The organism is Microbacterium sp. cf046 (assembly GCF_900114345.1).
Taxonomy (GTDB): domain Bacteria; phylum Actinomycetota; class Actinomycetes; order Actinomycetales; family Microbacteriaceae; genus Microbacterium.
Genome location: NZ_FOZJ01000003.1, coordinates 1,114,985 through 1,132,467 on the forward strand (window position 1 = coordinate 1,114,985; position 17,483 = coordinate 1,132,467).

At 67.1% G+C, this 17,483-nt stretch carries 12 protein-coding genes and 1 tRNA gene; 10 read left to right on the forward strand and 3 right to left on the reverse strand.

Annotated features, from left to right (window positions below):
* Window positions 1–2: 2 nt before the first annotated feature.
* The gene (locus BM349_RS17630) at window positions 3–944 is read left to right on the forward strand and encodes a DMT family transporter (protein WP_368086687.1); all 942 of its coding nucleotides are present in this window, start codon (window positions 3–5) and stop codon (window positions 942–944) included.
* Window positions 945–965: 21 nt separating this feature from the next.
* Window positions 966–1,529 (forward strand): cysteine hydrolase family protein, encoded by a 564-nt coding sequence (locus BM349_RS17635; RefSeq protein ID WP_091709489.1) that lies wholly within the window; start codon window positions 966–968, stop codon window positions 1,527–1,529.
* Window positions 1,530–1,533: 4 nt separating this feature from the next.
* On the opposite strand, the gene BM349_RS17640 is transcribed toward BM349_RS17635, so the two are convergent.
* Window positions 1,534–3,063 (reverse strand): FAD-dependent monooxygenase, encoded by a 1,530-nt coding sequence (locus BM349_RS17640; RefSeq protein WP_091708881.1) that lies wholly within the window; start codon window positions 3,061–3,063, stop codon window positions 1,534–1,536.
* A 255-nt stretch (window positions 3,064–3,318) separates the two neighbouring features.
* On the opposite strand from BM349_RS17640, the gene BM349_RS17645 reads away from it, so the two are divergent.
* From BM349_RS17645 to BM349_RS17675, 7 genes are all read left to right on the forward strand, one after another.
* On the forward strand, window positions 3,319–3,945 hold the full coding sequence (locus tag BM349_RS17645) for a hypothetical protein (RefSeq protein ID WP_091709491.1): 627 nt from the start codon (window positions 3,319–3,321) through the stop codon (window positions 3,943–3,945).
* 1 nt (window position 3,946) lies between these two features.
* On the forward strand, window positions 3,947–5,521 hold the full coding sequence (locus BM349_RS17650) for a DNA polymerase Y family protein (RefSeq protein WP_091708886.1): 1,575 nt from the start codon (window positions 3,947–3,949) through the stop codon (window positions 5,519–5,521).
* Between the two features lie 110 nt (window positions 5,522–5,631).
* Window positions 5,632–9,033 carry an error-prone DNA polymerase gene (locus tag BM349_RS17655; protein WP_091708888.1) on the forward strand — a complete coding sequence of 1,134 codons (3,402 nt, stop codon included), beginning with the start codon at window positions 5,632–5,634 and terminating at the stop codon, window positions 9,031–9,033.
* A 47-nt stretch (window positions 9,034–9,080) separates the two neighbouring features.
* Window positions 9,081–10,052 carry an NAD(P)-dependent alcohol dehydrogenase gene (locus BM349_RS17660; protein WP_091708890.1) on the forward strand — a complete coding sequence of 324 codons (972 nt, stop codon included), beginning with the start codon at window positions 9,081–9,083 and terminating at the stop codon, window positions 10,050–10,052.
* Between the two features lie 45 nt (window positions 10,053–10,097).
* A complete protein-coding gene (locus BM349_RS17665) occupies window positions 10,098–10,460 on the forward strand; it encodes a nuclear transport factor 2 family protein (protein WP_091708892.1) in 363 nt (120 codons plus the stop codon).
* Window positions 10,461–10,514: 54 nt separating this feature from the next.
* A complete protein-coding gene (locus BM349_RS17670; protein ID WP_091709493.1) occupies window positions 10,515–10,838 on the forward strand; it encodes a cupin domain-containing protein in 324 nt (107 codons plus the stop codon).
* Between the two features lie 35 nt (window positions 10,839–10,873).
* Window positions 10,874–10,945: transfer RNA gene (locus BM349_RS17675), tRNA-Arg, on the forward strand.
* A gap of 208 nt (window positions 10,946–11,153) precedes the next feature.
* On the opposite strand, the gene BM349_RS17680 is transcribed toward BM349_RS17675, so the two are convergent.
* Window positions 11,154–12,293, reverse strand: coding sequence for a site-specific integrase (locus BM349_RS17680; RefSeq protein WP_091708894.1), 1,140 nt, complete (start codon window positions 12,291–12,293; stop codon window positions 11,154–11,156).
* A gap of 544 nt (window positions 12,294–12,837) precedes the next feature.
* Window positions 12,838–14,196 carry an MGMT family protein gene (locus BM349_RS17685; RefSeq protein ID WP_091708896.1) on the reverse strand — a complete coding sequence of 453 codons (1,359 nt, stop codon included), beginning with the start codon at window positions 14,194–14,196 and terminating at the stop codon, window positions 12,838–12,840.
* Between the two features lie 374 nt (window positions 14,197–14,570).
* Here BM349_RS17685 and BM349_RS17690 point away from each other — a divergent pair, with 374 nt between their 5' ends.
* Window positions 14,571–17,474: an SNF2-related protein gene (locus tag BM349_RS17690; protein ID WP_217645694.1), complete on the forward strand. Its 2,904-nt coding sequence runs from the start codon at window positions 14,571–14,573 to the stop codon at window positions 17,472–17,474.
* The last annotated feature ends 9 nt before the right edge of the window (window positions 17,475–17,483 follow it).

A 17,483-nucleotide genomic window follows, 5' to 3' on the forward strand; every position in this document is an offset into this window, starting at 1 on the left:
CCGTGGAAGATAAATCATCCCGCATCAAATGGATGCTTGTCACCGCCCTCGCCCCGATCGCCTGGGGAAGCAGCTACGTCGTGACCCGCCAGCTCCTCCCGGCCGATTCGCCGCTGTGGGGTGGGCTGCTGCGCGCACTGCCGGCCGGGCTCATCCTGCTCCTCATCGCGCGGCGCCTGCCGACCGGATCCTGGTGGTGGCGCTCCCTCGTGCTCGGAGCGCTCAACGTGGGCGGGTTCTTCGTCCTCATCTACATCGCCGGTCAGCGCTTGCCCTCGAGCCTCGCGGCGACGCTCATGTCGACGTCGGCGCTCGTGATGCTGCTGTTCGCCTGGGCGATGCTGCGGCAGCGGCCCCGCGTGGTCGCGGTGCTCGGCGCGCTCGTCGGCCTGGTCGGTGTCGGGGTCATGCTCGGCTTCGGCGGGGGTCCGGTCGACCTCTGGGGCGTCGCGGCATCCCTCGGTGCGATGGTCGCCTCTTCCTTCGGCTACATCCTCACCGCGCGGTGGGGCTCAGACGTGCCCGCGGTGACGATGTCGGCGTGGCAGCTGGTCGGCGGCTCGCTGCTCCTGCTTCCGGTCGCACTGCTGGTCGAAGGCGCGCCGCCCGCGCTCACGCCCTCCTCCGCGCTCGGCTTCGCATACCTCACACTGATCGCGACCGCGCTCGCCTACGTCGCCTGGTTCACAGGGCTGCGCCGCCTGCCTGCCGGCGTGGTCGGCGTGGTGGGCCTGCTCAACCCGGTGACCGGGGTCGTGCTGGGCGTCGCGCTGGCCGGCGAGGCCTTCGGACTCGTCCAGGGGATCGGCCTTGCGCTCGTGCTCGGCGGCATCGCCCTGGGATCGCTGCCGCCGATCCGCAAGCGGCTGGCTGCGCAGCCGGTGGTGCCCACGGTCACCCGGCCGATCACCGCGCAGCTGGCTGTGGCGGGTGCGCGGCGCTGACCCTGTGATGGGATGGGTCTCATGACCCGAGCTCTCATCGTGATCGACATGCAGCGCGCCTTCGACGACCTGGACTTCTGGGGCGCGACGACCAACCCGGACTGCGAGCGCAACGTCGCCGCGCTGATCGATTCCTGGTCGGCGACCGGCGATCCGATCGTCGTCGTGCGGCACGACTCGACGTCGCCGCATTCGCCGCTGCATCCCGACAACGCGGGAAACGAACTGGTGGAAGCCGTCGCCGCGGCGGATCCGGCGCTGTTCGTGACCAAGAACGTCAACTCCGCGTTCTACGGCGACCCCGACCTGCAGGCGTGGCTGACGGCGGAGGGGATCCGAGAGCTCGTGATCTGCGGCATCCAGACCAACATGTGCGTCGAGACCACGGCGCGCATGGCGGGCAATCTCGGCTACGACGTGACGGTCGCCCTCGATGCGACCCGCACGTTCGACCTCACGGCGGATGTCGCGGGGCTGGGAACCGTGACCCGCACGGCGTCCGAGCTGATGGCCACGACCGCCCTCGACCTGCAGGCGGGCGGATTCGCGGAGATCGCCACGACCGCCGAACTCACCGGCGGATGATCCGTCAGCGGCCTCCCGCGCGGATCAGGTCGAGGTAGGAGCGGATCGAGTCGATCTCTGCTCCGTCCGACCGGAGCCCGATGTGCGCATCGGGCCGGACGACGAGGATCGTCAGCGATGCATCGCCGAGGACGCCGCCGGCGGCGGCTCGGACGTCCGCGTCGACGGTCGCAGGGTCGTCGAGGGCGAGCGAGACGACCGTGCCGATCTCGCCCCCATACGCTGCGCGGATGGTCGAGGCGACCTCCTCGACGAGCGACGAATGCTCCCCGATCACGATCGCGGTGTGCATCTGACCGATCAGGGGGTACAGACCGATCGCGGCGGGAAGACGCTGCCCGGCTTGCACGCCCGTCCCTGCACTGCCCGAAGGGACGACGATCGGCGAACCCTCGTACGAGATGTTGAGTTCGGCTTCGGCGAGGATCTCGCCGTGCCGCGCCTGCGGATCGGAGAAGGTGGCGCGAAGCGAAGCGTCCCGCTCCGCTCGCTCCTGGTCATCTTTGAGGGTCTGCATCGTCTCGAAGCCGTCTCCCGAGCTGGTGATCGTGAGCGCCACCGGACGTCTCTCGGCTTCGTACGAGTCCAGAAGGCGTGGATCGGCGTCGCCGTGACAGACCAGTGCGAGCTTCCAGGCGAGGTTGAAGGCGTCCTGGATGCCGCTGTTCATGCCATGGCCCTGCGACGGCGAGCAGACGTGCGCGGCATCCCCCGCCAGAAGTGCGCGACCCTGCCGGTAGTCCGCAGCGACTTTGGTGTGGCAGTGGAACCGGGTCGGGTTGGCATTGTCGATCAGGGACGCTCCCGGCGCATACCTGCGGATGATCGTGCTCGCGTCCTCGATCAGATCCGACGTATCGGAGATCGGCCGGATGTAGGCACGCCATCGGAGGTCGGGCAGCGGGGTGAGGATCACGGAATCGTGATCGAGGAAGGCGAAGTTCGTGTCGTGCCCCCAGGGCCAGCCGTCGATGGTCGTGTCGACGACGGCCCACGACTGGGAGATGCTGTGGCCCTCGAACGGGATGCCGGTGAACTCGCGAACCGGGCTGTGCAGGCCGCCGCACCCGACGATCCATTCGACCTCGAGCTCGTACTCCTCTCCGGCATGCGCGATGCGCGCGAGGACACGGTCGTCTGCCAGTTCCATTCCGGTGAGGCGATGACCGTACTGCACCGTGCCGCTGTTCGCGTGGAGGTGGCGTGACATCGCCCGCTCGGTGACTTCCTCCGAGACGTTGACGTTGAAGCCGAACGGGCTGTCGGTCTCGGCGAGATCCATCCGCCCGAGGTGCGCGCCGTCGGAGAAGATGTCGATGAATCGCTGGTGCACGCCGGTCTCGAAGAGCTCGTCGCTCACGCCGATGGTCGAGAGCAGCTCCATCGTGCGCGGGTGGACGATCGTGGCCCGATCCCACGACAGGGGCTTGTCGAGCGCGTCGATCAGGATGCACTCGACGGACCTTCGCCGCAGTTCCGCTGCCAGTGTCAGGCCTGTCGGCCCGGCGCCCACGATCAGCACGCGTGTTCTCATGGGTTCTTCCTATCACTCGCGTGGCGCGTGAGGCAGAGGAGCGCAGTGTGGCGGGTGGTGTTGCACAATCGAACATAATGCATGGATTCACCCTCCAGAATGTCGGAAGGCGACGGTAGCGTTCCTCATGGCGTTGACGCACTAGAACATCTGTTCTAGCCTGTGGGAGTGAGGGCGGCTGTGCAGACAGAGGTGCATCCAGATGCTTCGACGGCATCCGGTGATGTGCACCGGCTGCGCGCTCAGGTCGACCGGATGCAGGGGCGGCGCCTCGACGCCCCTGTGCTGCCGGTGCTTCCGGCTCTCGCGCCGCTGCTGCCCGGGGGCGGGCTGCGGACGGGGTCGGCGTACTCGATCGCTCCGTCGGCATCGCTCCTGTTCGCCCTGCTCGCCGCGGCCTCGCAGGCGGGGTCGTGGTGCGGAGTGGTCGGCATCCCGCAATTCGGCGCCGAGGCTGCCGAGCGGCTGGGTGTCGATCTCTCGCGGCTCGTGCTGATCCCCGAGCCCGGTCCGAGGTGGCTGGCCGTGACGGCGACGATCGCCGAAGTGCTCCCCGTGGTGGCTGTGCGCCCGAGCGGGCGGGCCACCGACGGCGATGTGTCGCGCCTGGCCGCACGACTGCGCGATCGCGGTTCGGTGCTGCTCGTGCAGGGGCCGTGGGCGCAGGCCGAGGCATCCATCGGGGTGGCCGACCCGGACTGGACGGGCCTGGGCGACGGTCACGGCTACCTCGCCGGTCGCGAACTTACGGTGACCGTGACGAGCAGGCGCACGCCGGTTCCGCGTCGAGGTCGCGTGCTGCTCCCAGCCGTCGACGGCGCGCTCGTGCCGATGCGAACCCCGGCCGCGACCGCCTACGTGCCGCTCGAGGCGGTGGGCTGACATGCGCGCCGATGCTCCGGTACGGAGCCTCGTGCTGTGGTTTCCGGACTGGCCGGTCACGGCGCTGACCCGCGATGCATCGCGCAGCGAGCCGCTGGATGCCTCGCTGCCGATCGCCGTGATGTTCGGCAACGCGGTGGTCGCGTGCTCGGCGGCGGCCAGGGCGGAGGGCGTGCGGCGCGGGCAGCGCCGGCGCGATGCCCAGGCGCGCTGCCCGTGGCTGACCGTGATCGCGGCCGACCCGGTGCGGGATCACCGGGTGTTCGCGCCGATCGTCGCGGGCATCGAGGAGTATGCGCCGGGGGTGCAGATCGTGCGTCCCGGGCTCTGCGCGCTGCGCGCCCGCGGCCCCGCCCGGTACTACGGGGGAGAGGTGGAGGCGGCGCGCGTGCTGCTCGGCGCGCTGCACGACCTCGGCCTCGAGGGGGTGCGAGCCGGCATCGCCGACGGACCGTTCACGGCCGAGCAGGCGGCGCGCATCGGCGCGACCACGAACGAACCCGTGTTCCTGGTCCCCTCGGGCGGGGCGGGGGGCTTCCTGGCGCCGCTTCCGATCGCCTCGCTCGAAGACGCCGAGCTGGCCGGACTCCTCGCCCGCCTCGGCGTGCAGACGCTGGGGGAGTTCGCCGCGATGGAGGAGGACCGCGTCCGCGAGCGGTTCGGGGAACGCGGCATCCGTCTGCACGCGCTCTCGGCGGGCCGCGACTCGCGTGCCGTCGAGCCGCGGGTGCCGCCGCCGGAGCTGCACCGCGAGGTCGTCTTCGAGCCGCCGCTCGAGATCGCCGAGCAGGTCGCGTTCGGCATGCGGATCGCCGCCGACGCGTTCATCGCCGGTCTCGGCGCGCTCGACCTGGTCTGCACCGAGTTGAGGGTCGAGCTGACCGGAGACCGCGGGGAGCGCAGCGAGCGGGTGTGGCTGCATCCGGGATCGTTCGATGCGGCGGCCGTCGTCGACCGGGTGCGGTGGCAGCTGGGCGAGGAGGTCGGAAAGACCGGCGACGAGGCGATGTGGCGCAGCGGCGTCGCCAAGGTGCGGATCGAGCCGGCGGCGGTGGATGCGGCGCGCCATCACGCTCAGGCGATCTTCGGCTCGGGCACCGACGAACGGGTACACCATGCACTCTCGCGCGTGCAGGCGATGCTCGGTCATCGCGGAGTGCTGACGCCGGCGATCGGCGGCGGTCGCTGGCTTGCGGAGCGGCAGGTGCTCGTGCCGTGGGGTGACCGGGCGGTGCTCGCGAAGGAGCGCGCGCGGCCGTGGCCGGGCAGCCTGCCCGACCCGCTGCCGGGCACGGTCTTCGCCGAGCCGCTGCCGGTGGAGGTGACCGGTGACGGCGGAGCGCACGTCGGCATCGACGGCCGCGGGCGGGTGACCGAGGCGCCTGCGGTGCTCACCGAGAGCGGCCGCAGGCGTGGCATCGAGGCGTGGGCGGGTCCGTGGCCGGTGATCGAGCGGGGGTGGGATGCCGCGCGCTCGCGCCGCGCGCACCGGTTCCAGGTGGTCGACGCCGACCACATCGCATGGCTGCTGGTCTGCGAGGACGACGGCTGGATGGCCGAGGCTCGCTATGACTGAGCGCGTTTCGTCTCGCTTGCTGCGCTCGCTCGCTCAACGACCGGGAGATCAGCCGGTCGTTGAGCGAGCCGAAGGCGAGACGAAACGCCCGGGAAGGCGGCGGTGACCTGATGGGCTTCAACAACCCGTCCGTCCCGTGGTCGGAGATGGAGCGGCTGCTCAGCGACAGGCGCCGACCCGAGAACGTGCCCGCGAACGCCGACGGCGGCGACAGTCCGGCCTGGTCGCGCAAGCGCGGCCCGTACGTGTCGCAGGCGATCGTCCGCCCCGACGACGCGGTTCCGTATGCCGAGCTGCACGCGCACTCGACGTACTCCTTCCTCGACGGCGCCTCCTCGCCCGAAGAGCTCGCCGAGGAGGCCGAGCGCCTCGGGCTGCATGCGCTCGCGATCACCGACCACGACGGCTTCTACGGCATCGTGCGCTTCGCCGAGGCCGCCGAGACGCTGCAGGTCAAGACCGTCTTCGGCGCCGAGCTCTCACTCGAGCTCTCCAAGCCGCAGAAGGGCGAACCCGATCCCGAGGGTGCGCACCTGCTGGTGCTCGCCCGCGGTGAGGAGGGCTATCACCGGCTCGCGGCCGCGATCACACACGCACAGCTGCGCGGCGCCGAGAAGGGCCGGCCCACCTACGACCTCGACGAGCTCGCCGACCAGGCGGGGGAGCACTGGGCGATCCTGACCGGGTGCCGCAAAGGCGCCGTGCGCCGAGCGCTCGCCGATGGCGGGGCGGATGCCGCGGCATCCGAGCTCGATCGACTCGTGGCGCTGTTCGGGAGGGATGCCGTGCACGTCGAGCTGATCGACCAGGGCAGCCCGCTCGACACGCGCGAGAACGACCTGCTCGCCGCCCTGGCCGCCGAGCGCGGGATGCCGGTGCTCGCGAGCAACAACGTGCACTACGCCGTCCCGCAGCGCGAGCGGCTCGCCGCGGCGATCGCGGCCGTGCGGGCCAATCGCGGGCTCGACGAGCTCGACGGGTGGCTGCCCGCCCATGCCGGTGCGCATCTGCGCTCGGGGGCCGAGATGCGGGAGCGCTTCGCCCGCTACCCCGGCGCGGTCGCGCGCACCGTGACGCTCGCCGACGAGCTGGCGTTCCCGCTGCGGCGGGCCAAGCCCGCGCTGCCGAAGCAGAAGGTGCCCGAGGGGCACACGCCGATGTCGTGGCTGCGGCACCTGGTGTGGGAGGCGGTGCCGCGCAAGTATCCGGATCTGACGCCGGAGGACCGCGTCAGGATCGAGAAGGAGCTCGGGGTCATCGAGCTGAAGGACTTCCCCGGGTACTTCCTGATCGTGTACGGCATCGTGCAGGAGGCGCGGCGGCGCGGCATCCTGTGCCAGGGGCGCGGCTCGGCCGCCAACAGCGCCGTCTGCTACCTGCTCGACATCACCGCGGTCGACTCGATCGCCTACCAGCTGCCGTTCGAGCGGTTCCTCTCATCGCTGCGCGACGAGGAGCCCGACATCGACGTCGACTTCGACTCCGACCGGCGCGAGGAGATCATCCAGTGGGTCTACGGGCAGTACGGGCGCGAGCGGGCGGCGCAGGTCGCGAACGTGATCCAGTACCGGCCGAAGAACGCCGTGCGCGACATGGCCAAGGCGCTCGGGCATTCGCCGGGTCAGCAGGATGCCTGGTCGAAGCAGGTCGAGCAGTGGGGCGCGACCCTGTCGACCGGTCCGGAGCACGACATCCCCGATCAGGTGATCGAGTACGCGTCCGAGCTGCTGAAGGCGCCGCGGCACCTCGGCATCCACTCCGGCGGCATGGTGCTCACCGACCGGCCCGTCGGCGAGGTCGTGCCGATCGAGCACGCGCGCATGGAGAACCGCACGGTGATCCAGTGGGACAAGGACGACGCGGCCTGGATGGGTTTGGTCAAGTTCGACCTGCTCGGCCTCGGGATGCTGGCCGCCCTGCAGTACTGCTTCGACCTGATCGCCGGCGCGACGGGGGAGCGGTGGGAGCTCTCGACGATCCCGAAGGAGGAGCAGGCCGTCTACGACATGCTCTGCCGGGCGGATTCGATCGGGGTGTTCCAGGTCGAGTCGCGCGCGCAGATGGGACTCCTCCCGCGCCTGCAGCCCCGGCGGTTCTACGACCTCGTGATCGAGATCGCCCTCATCCGTCCGGGGCCGATCCAGGGCGGAGCGGTGCACCCGTTCGTGCGGCGCAAGCTCGGCTACGAGGCGGTCACCTACCCGCACCCGAAGCTCGAGGCGGTGCTGGAGCGCACGCTCGGCATCCCGGTGTTCCAGGAGCAGCTCATGCAGATGGCGATGGCCGTGGGGGAGTGCTCGGGGGAGGATGCCGACCTGCTGCGTCGCGCGATGGGTTCGAAGCGCGGGGTCGAGCGGATCGAGTCGCTGAAGGAGAAGCTGTACGAGGGGATGGCGCGCAACGGCCTGGTCGGGGAGGCCGCCGACGACATCTACGCGCGGATCCAGGCGTTCGCGAACTTCGGCTTCGCCGAGTCGCACTCGCTGTCGTTCGGACTGCTCGTCTACGCGAGCTCGTGGATCAAGCTGCACTACCCCGCGGCCTTCCTCGCCGGGCTGCTGCGTGCGCAGCCGATGGGGTTCTACTCGCCCGCGACCCTCACCGGCGACGCCCGCCGCCACGGCGTGGAGGTGCGCCGCCCTGATCTGCTGCTCTCCGGATCCCAGGCCCTGCTCGAGGAGGTGGGGAGCGGGGTCCCCGCAGAGCCCACCGGCCTGGACTCCTGCGCCCACCGCACCCAGCCCCCGGTCGGCGACTTCGACCAGAAGGCGCCCGATGAATCCGCCGCGCACCGCCGCGACGGCCACTTCGCCGTGCGGCTGGGTCTTGCCGCGGTCAAGGGCATCGGCGAGACGGTCGCCGACCGCATCGTCGCCGAGCGCGAGAGCGGGGGCGCGTACCGTGACCTCCGCGATCTGGTGCGCCGGGCCGGGGTCACCCAGGCGCAGCTCGAATCGCTCGCGACCGCCGGAGCGTTCGAGTGTCTCGGCCTCAGCCGCCGCGAGGCGATCTGGCTCGCTGGTTCGGCCGCGCTCGATCGCGTCGAGTTCCTGCCCGATTCGCTCGCGTTCGTGCAGCCGCCGCTGTTCACCGATCCGACCAGCTACGAGCGGCTCGCGAGCGACCTGTGGGCGACCGGCATCTCCACCGACGACCACCCGCTGACCCACTACCGATCGGGGCTGGACGCCCGTGGCGTCCTCACCTCGCGGGAGCTGCGCGCGCACGAGTCCGAACGGCGCGTCGAGGTCGCCGGACTGGTGACGCATCGGCAACGGCCGGCGACGGCATCCGGAATCACGTTCATCAACCTGGAGGACGAGCACGGCCTGGTCAACGTGATCTGCTCGGTCGGGGTGTGGAACAAATACCGCCGGGTCGTGCGCGACGCGCCCGCGCTGATCGTTCGGGGGATGCTGGAGCGGTCGGTCGAGGGGGTGACCAACCTTCTGGCGGATCGGTTCGAAGACCTGCGCGTCAGCGTCGATCACCGATCGCGAGACTTCCGGTGAGCGGCGCGCCATACTGACGACATGAGCACACTCCTCGCCGTGCGCGCATGAAGGCCGTCGTCCGCGACCGTTACGGGCCGCCCGAGGTGATGCGCCTCGAAGACGTCGCCGTGCCGTCGCCGCGCGCCGGCCAAGTGCTCGTGCGGGTCGTCGCGACCTCGGTGAACCTCAGCGACTGGGAGGGTCTGCACGGATCTCCTGCGTACGCGCGGTTCGGCGGGCTGTTCCGCCCGTCGCGCCCCATCCTCGGGTCGGACATCGCCGGTGTCGTGGTTTCCGTCGGCGCCGATGTGACGGACTTCACGCCGGGCGACGAGGTCTACGGCGACATCCTGTCGATGCCGGGCGGATTCGCCGAGTACGCCGTCGCCCCCGCCCATGCGATCGCGCACAAGCCCGCGAAGCTGTCGTTCGCCCAGGCCTCGACCCTGCCGCAGTCGGGTGCGATCGCCGTGCAGGCGGTCGCAAGGGCCAAGCCCGGTCGACGGATGCTGATCAACGGCGCCGGGGGAGGCACCGGCGCGTTCGCGCTGCAGCTCGCCGCGGCAGCCGGCATCCACGTCACCGGCGTCGACAACGCCGGCAAGCTCGATTTCATGCGCTCGCTCGGCGCGTCGCACGTGATCGACTACGCGGCCGAGGACTACACCCGCACCGGACCGTACGACCTCATCATCGACCTCGTCGCCCGGCGCTCCGTGTTCTCGTACCGCCGCGCGCTCGCTCCCGGCGGCACGTACCTGATCGTCGGCGGAACCACGCGCGCGCTGCTGCGGGTCGTCACCGTCGGCGCGCTCATCGGGGCACTCACCGGCCGTCATCTGTCGGTGCTGGCGGTGAAGCAGGGACCCGCGCAGTTCTCGCAGCTCGCCGAGTGCTGCGCCGACGGTTCGGTGCAGATCCACATCGACCGGGTGTTTCCGCTGGCGGAGGTGCCTGCCGCCCTGACGTACGTCGGTACGGGCCGCGCGCTCGGGAAGGTCGTGGTGCTGGTCGATCCGGCTGCCGATTCGGCGTGACGATTCGGTCTAGAGGGATGCCGGTCGTCGTGTCAGGGTCGTCTCATGAGCAACGCAGAGCGCTTTTTGAAGGGTTACCTCGACGCCTGGCGCACGAATGATCCCGACAGCATCCGTGGGCTGTTCACGCCCGATGCCACGTATCGCAGCGGTGCGCGCGATCTCGAGCCGGCGCTGGGGGCCGACGCGATCGTCGCGCAGTGGGAGGAGGAGCGCGACGAGCCCGGCACGTGGTCGTACGAGGGTGGCGTCGATCTGCAGACCGAGAAGGCCGCGGTCATCCGCGGCGTCACCACGTACACCGAGGGTCCCAAGTCGGGCACATACGAGAATGTGTGGCTGGTGCGGTTCGATGAGGACGGCCGGGCTGCGGAGTTTCAGGACTGGTGGGTTCAGCGAGAGGGCTGAGGTCGGCGCGGAGGTCGCATGGCGGGTGTCGACGGCATCGCTCAGACTGAGGGCATGACACTCACCGCCATCGACATCGCCCGAGACGAGAACTTCGAGGGCTACCTCCACGGCTCGGAAGTGAGCATCATCCGCGAGTACGCGTCGACGCCCGGCACGGGACCACGTCTGCATCGCCATCCCTACACCGAAACCTTCCTCATCCATGCCGGTCGGGCGCTCTTCACGGTGGGCGCCGAGCAGCTGGTCGGCGTCGGCGGGCAGATCCTCGTCGTGCCGGCGCTGGTCGCGCACCGCTTCGAGGTGCTCGACGGCGGCATCTATGAGGCGACGCACATCCACGCCAACGACAGGTTCGTCACCGAGTGGCTCGAGTAGGGCGGACGTGTCGCGCCGTTAGACTGATGCCGCCAGCCTCTGTAGCTCAATGGAAGAGCAGTTCCGTCCTAAGGAAACGGTTGGGGGTTCGAGTCCCTCCAGGGGCACAGTGCTTTTTTGCCTCTGACCAGGAATTCCTTCCGTGGTCAGACCACAGGAATCGCGTTTTTGCCCGTTTTTTGCCCGCATTTCTCAAAATTTGGGCGCGCCGACAAGCCACTTCGATCCCCTTCGTTCGGCGTCCTAGAACGTTGAAATAGAGCATTTCGAGCGGGTCGCGCCACATCGAAAAAGTGAGCAATCTGCTCTCCGCGGTCACTGCAATTGTTGTGGTCGGGCGTACCGCGTCTGCGGGCCCGACGGCAAAGCCACCAGTGGCATCTGGTCATTCAGTCGCGTTGCGACTTCATCCAGATCGTCCTCGAAGAGATCCGCGTAGGTGTCGAGCGTCATCGCGGCCGACGCGTGGCCGAGCATCCGCTGCACGGCCTTCACGTTTGCTCCCGAACTGATCGCGAGGGACGCAGCGGTGTGGCGGAGGTCGTGCGGAGTGAGCCGCGGAATCGATGGGTCGATTTCCTGCCCGCGCCGGACTGCATTCGCGAACCATCCCTTGTCGCCCGAGTTGCGCATGTGATTGACTCCGTCGCCGAAAAGCAGACCCTCCGGACCCTTGCCGGCACACGCTTGCTCGATCATCGGGGCGAGACGCGCGGGGTAGGGCACCGAACGCCGCTCCTGCGTCTTGGGAGTGCCGACGTGGATCTCGTAGGCGATCATGACCGCGTTCTCCTCGATCACGAACCGCCGACGCAGCCGGTTCACGCTGCGCACCCGCAGCCCCGTCGCCTCACCCCACCGCAGACCGCAGTAGGCGAGTGTGAGGACGAGCGTCGGATGTGCCGAACACGCCGCCAGCGTCGCCACTTGGTCATGTGAAAGATAAATGCGGCGCTTGCCCGGCCCGTGCCGAGGGAGATTGCGCACGTTGCGGGCCGGATTGCTTGCGAGGCGCCGATCATCGATCGCAAAGTCGAGAATGCCGGCCAGAATCCCTAGCGCGCGGAGAACGACGGTGCGCGACTTCCGCGTCGCGAGGTCGGACACCCAATCCTGGACTTCCGAACGCCGGATCGACGAGATCTCCCTGTCGGCCCAGACGGGCGCGACGTGGTTGTTCCAGGCCCGCTCGAGCGTCATGTAATACGAGGGCTTCGACATCGGAGGCTGCTTCGATCGCAACCAGCTGTCCGCGAACATCCGGACCGGAACCCGGGAGGACGACGGGTCGATGTACTCGCCCTTCGACTTCGACACCGTGACCATAGACAGGTACAGCTTCGCCTCGCGCATTGTCGTGAAGCCGCGCTTCTCCGCCTCGCTGCGATCCGGCTTGCGATAGCGCACGCGGTAGCGGCGGCCCTTCGCCGTCTCGTACGGGGTGATGTAGCCCATCTCGACCTCCGCTCATGCCGGCTGATGGTGTACCTCGCCCCAGTTTCGGACACTGGTCGGGTGCCGTCAACGCGGCCGATCACACATGTGGATAGATGACGGAAGACGTCGTCAACTGCGTGAGGGTAGAGGGCACCCCACAAGCGCGATGAAGATCAGGCCGAGCATGCTCCGATCGATGATGCACGTCAGGTCGGCGAAGAGTGGCAATCGAGTGCCGACGCCGCACCCGGCTGCATTCATTCAAGCGACGAGCCCGTCAAGTGCAGGGTGACTCGGCCTTCCGCGCAAACCAAGTGCCTCCGACGGCTCCGCACGGAACGCGGACACATTCCGACGTCGACGTCGGCCGAGCCCGAAGTCGGCGCGTCATGACATAATGCACGAGCTCCGGCAAGGCGCGCACGGTCTATCGGTGACCGCCGTTGACCGTCGACATGACCAGGCTGCCCGTCGTCGGCAGTGAGCTCGCGCGATGCCGTCGGATCCGTGACTGAATGAACTAATGGCGACCTGCCGAGCCCCGAGTCCCGCCCGCACCGGCTCACGCCCTTGCCGCTTGGGACTCACTTTCGAGCTCCGCGCTGGTTAGCCTCTGCTCGGGGTTTGCTCGTCCATCGACGAACGTGATCCCCTCGGCCTCGAGCGCGTCCTGCTGTGAATCCAAGCGTGCTGGATCGGTCCAGGCGAAGTGCGCGCTGGGCTTTCCGTCGCTCCCGAGGATTCTATGAGCGTTCGCGCACACCGTGCAGGTGGCGACGTGTCCGCCCAACGGTTGAGCGGCGGTGCCGATTGTGAAGGCGAGGTCGCCGTAGGTGACCCACTTGCCCCGGGGGATGAGTGGGAGCAGATCGTGGAGCGCCGACCAGTCGAAATTGCCCGAAGGTGCTCCAGCGATATCCGGAAGCGTTCGACCGTCCTCGGTCTGCCACCACCTGGGCCCGGCAAAGCCGCGGTCGATACCAGTTGCTTCCTGAACGACCGAGCGAATAATCGGTGTCGGTCGATACCTGCCACCATCGGCTGCCCATTGCAGCGGCTTGGAACGATCGTTGATCCACGTCGCTTGACCTCGCTTCGGATCCTCAGCAATCCAGTCGACAATCTGCGCTCTATGCTCCGCCGTCAGTTCGGTGGTCGGTACGAGCGTCAACGAAGTGCCGTCAGGAAGAGCGCGGCTGTCCACCAGCCGGAGGACGGTCGACTTCTCGCGGCTGCCCGATTGACGCTCCCTCACTGCGCGTGCCTCAGCCCTCATCGGCGACACCATGAACTCCTCTACGTCCTGGACGGGGAAGAGCTGCGAGACCGTCACGATCAGTTCACCGCTCGCTATGCGGTACGCCTGAACGCGCTGCAGAGTGATGTCCAATCCCTGGTCGACAAGCCAGACGACTGTCGCTGTTGTCACGGGAGCGAACGATCCCGAGACGAGCACGATCTTTGGCTGACGGAGGACTTCAGGATCGAGCTCACCAGCATGGTCGGTAAGCTCCTCCCGCGCTGCTTCCTCTGTCAACCCAGGTTCGCTTCGACGGCGATGGCGCAGGTAGGAACGCACCACATCGCTCTCGGTGAACCGTGAGACAAGAGCGGCGTAGTTGATTGCCTGAAGCTGAATCGATTCCGGAGCTCGATCCCGCTTGAGTTCCGCGAGCACGAGGCGTCCCGTGGTGTCGAGGCCGAGAACGTCAAGTCGGTTGAGCTGGCGATCCCCTCGGCTTGTCTCCCAGCGATCGAACTCGAAGCTCACGATCTTGACGCCGTCGCCCAAGATCTCAGGTTGCGCGAGCACCCACTCCTGGAGGTCGCTTCGTTCGCGAAGGCCCGCAGCAGCAAGGTCGATCGGCTCGGCAGGTGTTGCCTTGCTACCCGCCACGCTATAGACGTGCTCGTCCGCCATGCTTCTTAGCTCCTTTTGGAGAGGGAACGCAGCCAGTACGTGTCTCACCTTATTCACTGACTACGACACGATGACTTCTGAAGTTGCCTGGCGTCATCATCCGCCAGGTAACGGCTATGTTCGTGATGATGGTGCCTGATCACTGGGGAACCTGGGGTCGGGGCGACCCGGTGCGTGGTGAGGAGGAACGGTGGTCAGCCGCGCTCTTCGAGGAGACCTTGGAGGCGGATCAGGTTTGCTGAAGGGAGGATCGCTGATGACCCGCTCGGCATTAAAGTCACGATCGACCAGGATCTGTCCAGACCCCGACAGTCGGTTCCGCCTCCTTGTCAGATGCCGCTTCGACAGCTGTCATCCTTATGCGCTCGGATCCCATGAGTGAGTTGACGCCGTACCAGGCGAAGTACTACGCGCACGAACTGCAGCGTTCGTATGCGAATGACCACGTTGGCAAGCTCGCCGGCCTGCTCTTCGACGCGCAGGTCGAGCCGAAACCACACCAGATCGACGCTGCATTGTTTGCGCTTCAGACGCCCTTCCTGCCGGGGGTGATCCTCGCTGACGAGGTTGGTCTCGGAAAGACAATCGAGGCCGGTATCGTGATCACCCAGTACTGGGCGGAGCGCAAGCGGAACATCCTCATCGTCACGCCATCGAGTCTGCGGCAGCAGTGGAAGCAGGAGCTCTACGAGAAGTTCCTCATCACAGCCAGCATCCTAGATCCCAAGTCGAAGGACTCCCTCCTTGCGCGTGGCGCGGGGCGCCAGGTCGAAGTGCTGATCTGCTCGTATGAGTTCGCGCAGCGTCATGAGCAGTCACTTTTGCGCGCGTGGGACTTGATCGTCGCCGACGAGGCGCATCGACTCCGCAATCATTGGACGGGTAAGGGGAAAACGGCTGAGGCGGTCAGCCACATCGTCAGCGGTGCACACAAGACCGTGCTTCTCACGGCGACGCCGCTGCAGAACAAGCTCGAGGAACTGTACGGTCTGGTGTCGGTTTTCTATCCTGGCTTCTTCTATTCGCTCGACGCGTTCCGCGAGCGCTACATCAGGGGCCTCGACCTTGGTAATGGTGATGACCTTGCGCAACGTGTCGCCAACATCGCCAAGCGCACACTTCGGCGCGAGGCTGACAAGTACATTCACTTCACCAAGCGGATGCCGTTGACGGTCGAGTTCACCCCGAGCATCGACGAGCGCCGTCTCTACGATGTCGTCAACGACTACCTCCAGCGCGACGAGCTGTTCGCGTTTACAGGTAGTCAGCGGCACCTATCCGCGCTCATCATCCGCAAACGTCTGGGCTCATCAACGTACGCCGTGGCGAGCACGCTGGAACGGATCGCTGCCCGTCTCGAGCGCGAGATTCGTGACGGTGTGGTGCGCGACGGCACGGGCCGGCGCTGGACGGTCGATTTCGAAGGCGATGACCTCACCGATGAGGAGCAGGAGGAAGTTGAAGAGACCGAGGCCGCCGAGCGTTCCTTTGGCCCGAGTACGCGGAGCGTCGGCACGCTGCGGTCTGAAATTGCCGAGGCAATGCGCCATGAAGTGGACGAGCTTCGCGAGTACGCCGCTCTTGCCCGGTCTATCAAGGTCAACGAGAAGGCGAGGATGCTCTCTGACGCGATTGAACGTGGGTTCGGGCGCCTACGCGAGCTGGGAGCTCCAGAGAAGGCGATCATCTTCACGGATTCAACGAAGACGCAGGAGTACATCGCGCAGGCACTCCGGGACGCGGGCAAAGGAGATGGCATCGTTCTGTTCAACGGCGCCAATGACAGTCCTGAGCAGACCACCATCTATCGAGAGTGGGTCAATGCCAATAAGGATGGCGACCTCATCACGGGAATCCCGGCTGCGGATCGCCGAAAGGCGTTGGTCGACTACTTCCGCGACCGCGGCACGATCATGATCGCGACCGAGGCAGCTGCCGAAGGTATAAATCTGCAATTCTGCTCGATGCTCGTCAACTACGACTTGCCATGGAACCCTCAACGGGTCGAGCAGCGCATCGGACGTGTGCATCGCTTTGGCCAGAAGTACGACGTCGTGGTAGCCAATTTCTCTAACAAGGGCAACCTGGCTGAGCAGCGGATTCTCGAACTCCTGACCAACAAGTTCAAACTCTTCTCCAGCGTCTTTGGCGCGTCAGACGAGGTGCTCGGGGCCATCGAGGACGGACTCGACTTCGAGAAGCGCATCAGCGACATCCTCAACTCGAGCCGGACAGACGCGCAGATCGACAGAGCATTCAAGGATCTCGACGAACAGTACGCAGAGGTCATTTCAGCCGAGATGGCCAGCGCGAAGGCGAAAGTATTCGACAACCTCGACCCACACGTCCAGGACAGGCTGAAGGCGTATGACGCTCAGTCGGGAGAGGTGCTCAATAAGTTCGAGCGCCTCCTGCTCGGGGTCACGCGCCACGAACTAATTGATCTCGCGACGTTTGAGGGGGATGGGCGCACCTTCGTACTACACTCGACGCCCGTCGCGGATGCGCCGACAGGTCGCTACTATTTCAAGAGCCAACCGCTGGAGAACGCCCACCAGTACCGTTACGGCAGTCCGTTGGCGCAACACGTCGTGGGCGAGGCGAAGGCGCGGGACACCCCACCACGGGAGCTCACTTTCTCGCTGGGCGCATCGGAGCGCGCGACGAGCGCGGTGAAGGCACTCGAAGGAGCCTCCGGCGTGCTGACCGTCAACGTCGTGACCTACACGATGAAGGCCCGAGACGAGGACGTCTCGGAGAGTTACTTGCTGGCCGGCGCGATCACCGATGTCGGTAAGTGGCTCGATGATGAGTATGCGAGCGACATTCTCGATCTGGCATGTGTGCTCGTCGGCCACAGCGATGTTGCTATCGGCACGTCCCAGTTAACGCCCTACCTTGAAGCGCGGCAAACGGAGCTTGAGAAGGAGGTACAGGGACGCAACTCCCGCTACTACGACCAGCAGGAGGAGCTGATCTACCGCAACCAGCAAGACCGAAAGGCAGAGCACGAAGGCAAGATCCGCGAGTATCGGGCGAAGGAGAAGGAAGCCCGGAGGACAGCGGGCCGGGCCGATGACCCAATCGAGCAACTGCGGCTCAAGAAGGAAGCCCGGCGCTGGGAGCAGAAGGCCGAGGATGCCGACGATGACTTCCGTGACCTGCGGCGCAAGCTCCGCGACGAAGCGGACAAGTACCTGGACCTCGTCGAACAGTCCCTCAAGGGCGTCCAGAGTACAGAGCACCTATTCACGATCCGCTGGCGGATCACCGCCTGAGCAGTCGCG

Coding starts and splice junctions, on each gene's coding strand:
- BM349_RS17685 (WP_091708896.1), bottom strand. CDS start 14,196: ATGGCGGACGAGCACGTCTATAGCGTGGCGGGTAGCAAGGCAACACCT.
- BM349_RS17655 (WP_091708888.1), top strand. CDS start 5,632: ATGGGCTTCAACAACCCGTCCGTCCCGTGGTCGGAGATGGAGCGGCTG.
- BM349_RS17640 (WP_091708881.1), bottom strand. CDS start 3,063: ATGAGAACACGCGTGCTGATCGTGGGCGCCGGGCCGACAGGCCTGACA.
- BM349_RS17660 (WP_091708890.1), top strand. CDS start 9,081: ATGAAGGCCGTCGTCCGCGACCGTTACGGGCCGCCCGAGGTGATGCGC.
- BM349_RS17665 (WP_091708892.1), top strand. CDS start 10,098: ATGAGCAACGCAGAGCGCTTTTTGAAGGGTTACCTCGACGCCTGGCGC.
- BM349_RS17650 (WP_091708886.1), top strand. CDS start 3,947: ATGCGCGCCGATGCTCCGGTACGGAGCCTCGTGCTGTGGTTTCCGGAC.
- BM349_RS17670 (WP_091709493.1), top strand. CDS start 10,515: ATGACACTCACCGCCATCGACATCGCCCGAGACGAGAACTTCGAGGGC.
- BM349_RS17635 (WP_091709489.1), top strand. CDS start 966: ATGACCCGAGCTCTCATCGTGATCGACATGCAGCGCGCCTTCGACGAC.
- BM349_RS17645 (WP_091709491.1), top strand. CDS start 3,319: ATGCAGGGGCGGCGCCTCGACGCCCCTGTGCTGCCGGTGCTTCCGGCT.
- BM349_RS17690 (WP_217645694.1), top strand. CDS start 14,571: ATGAGTGAGTTGACGCCGTACCAGGCGAAGTACTACGCGCACGAACTG.
- BM349_RS17680 (WP_091708894.1), bottom strand. CDS start 12,293: ATGGGCTACATCACCCCGTACGAGACGGCGAAGGGCCGCCGCTACCGC.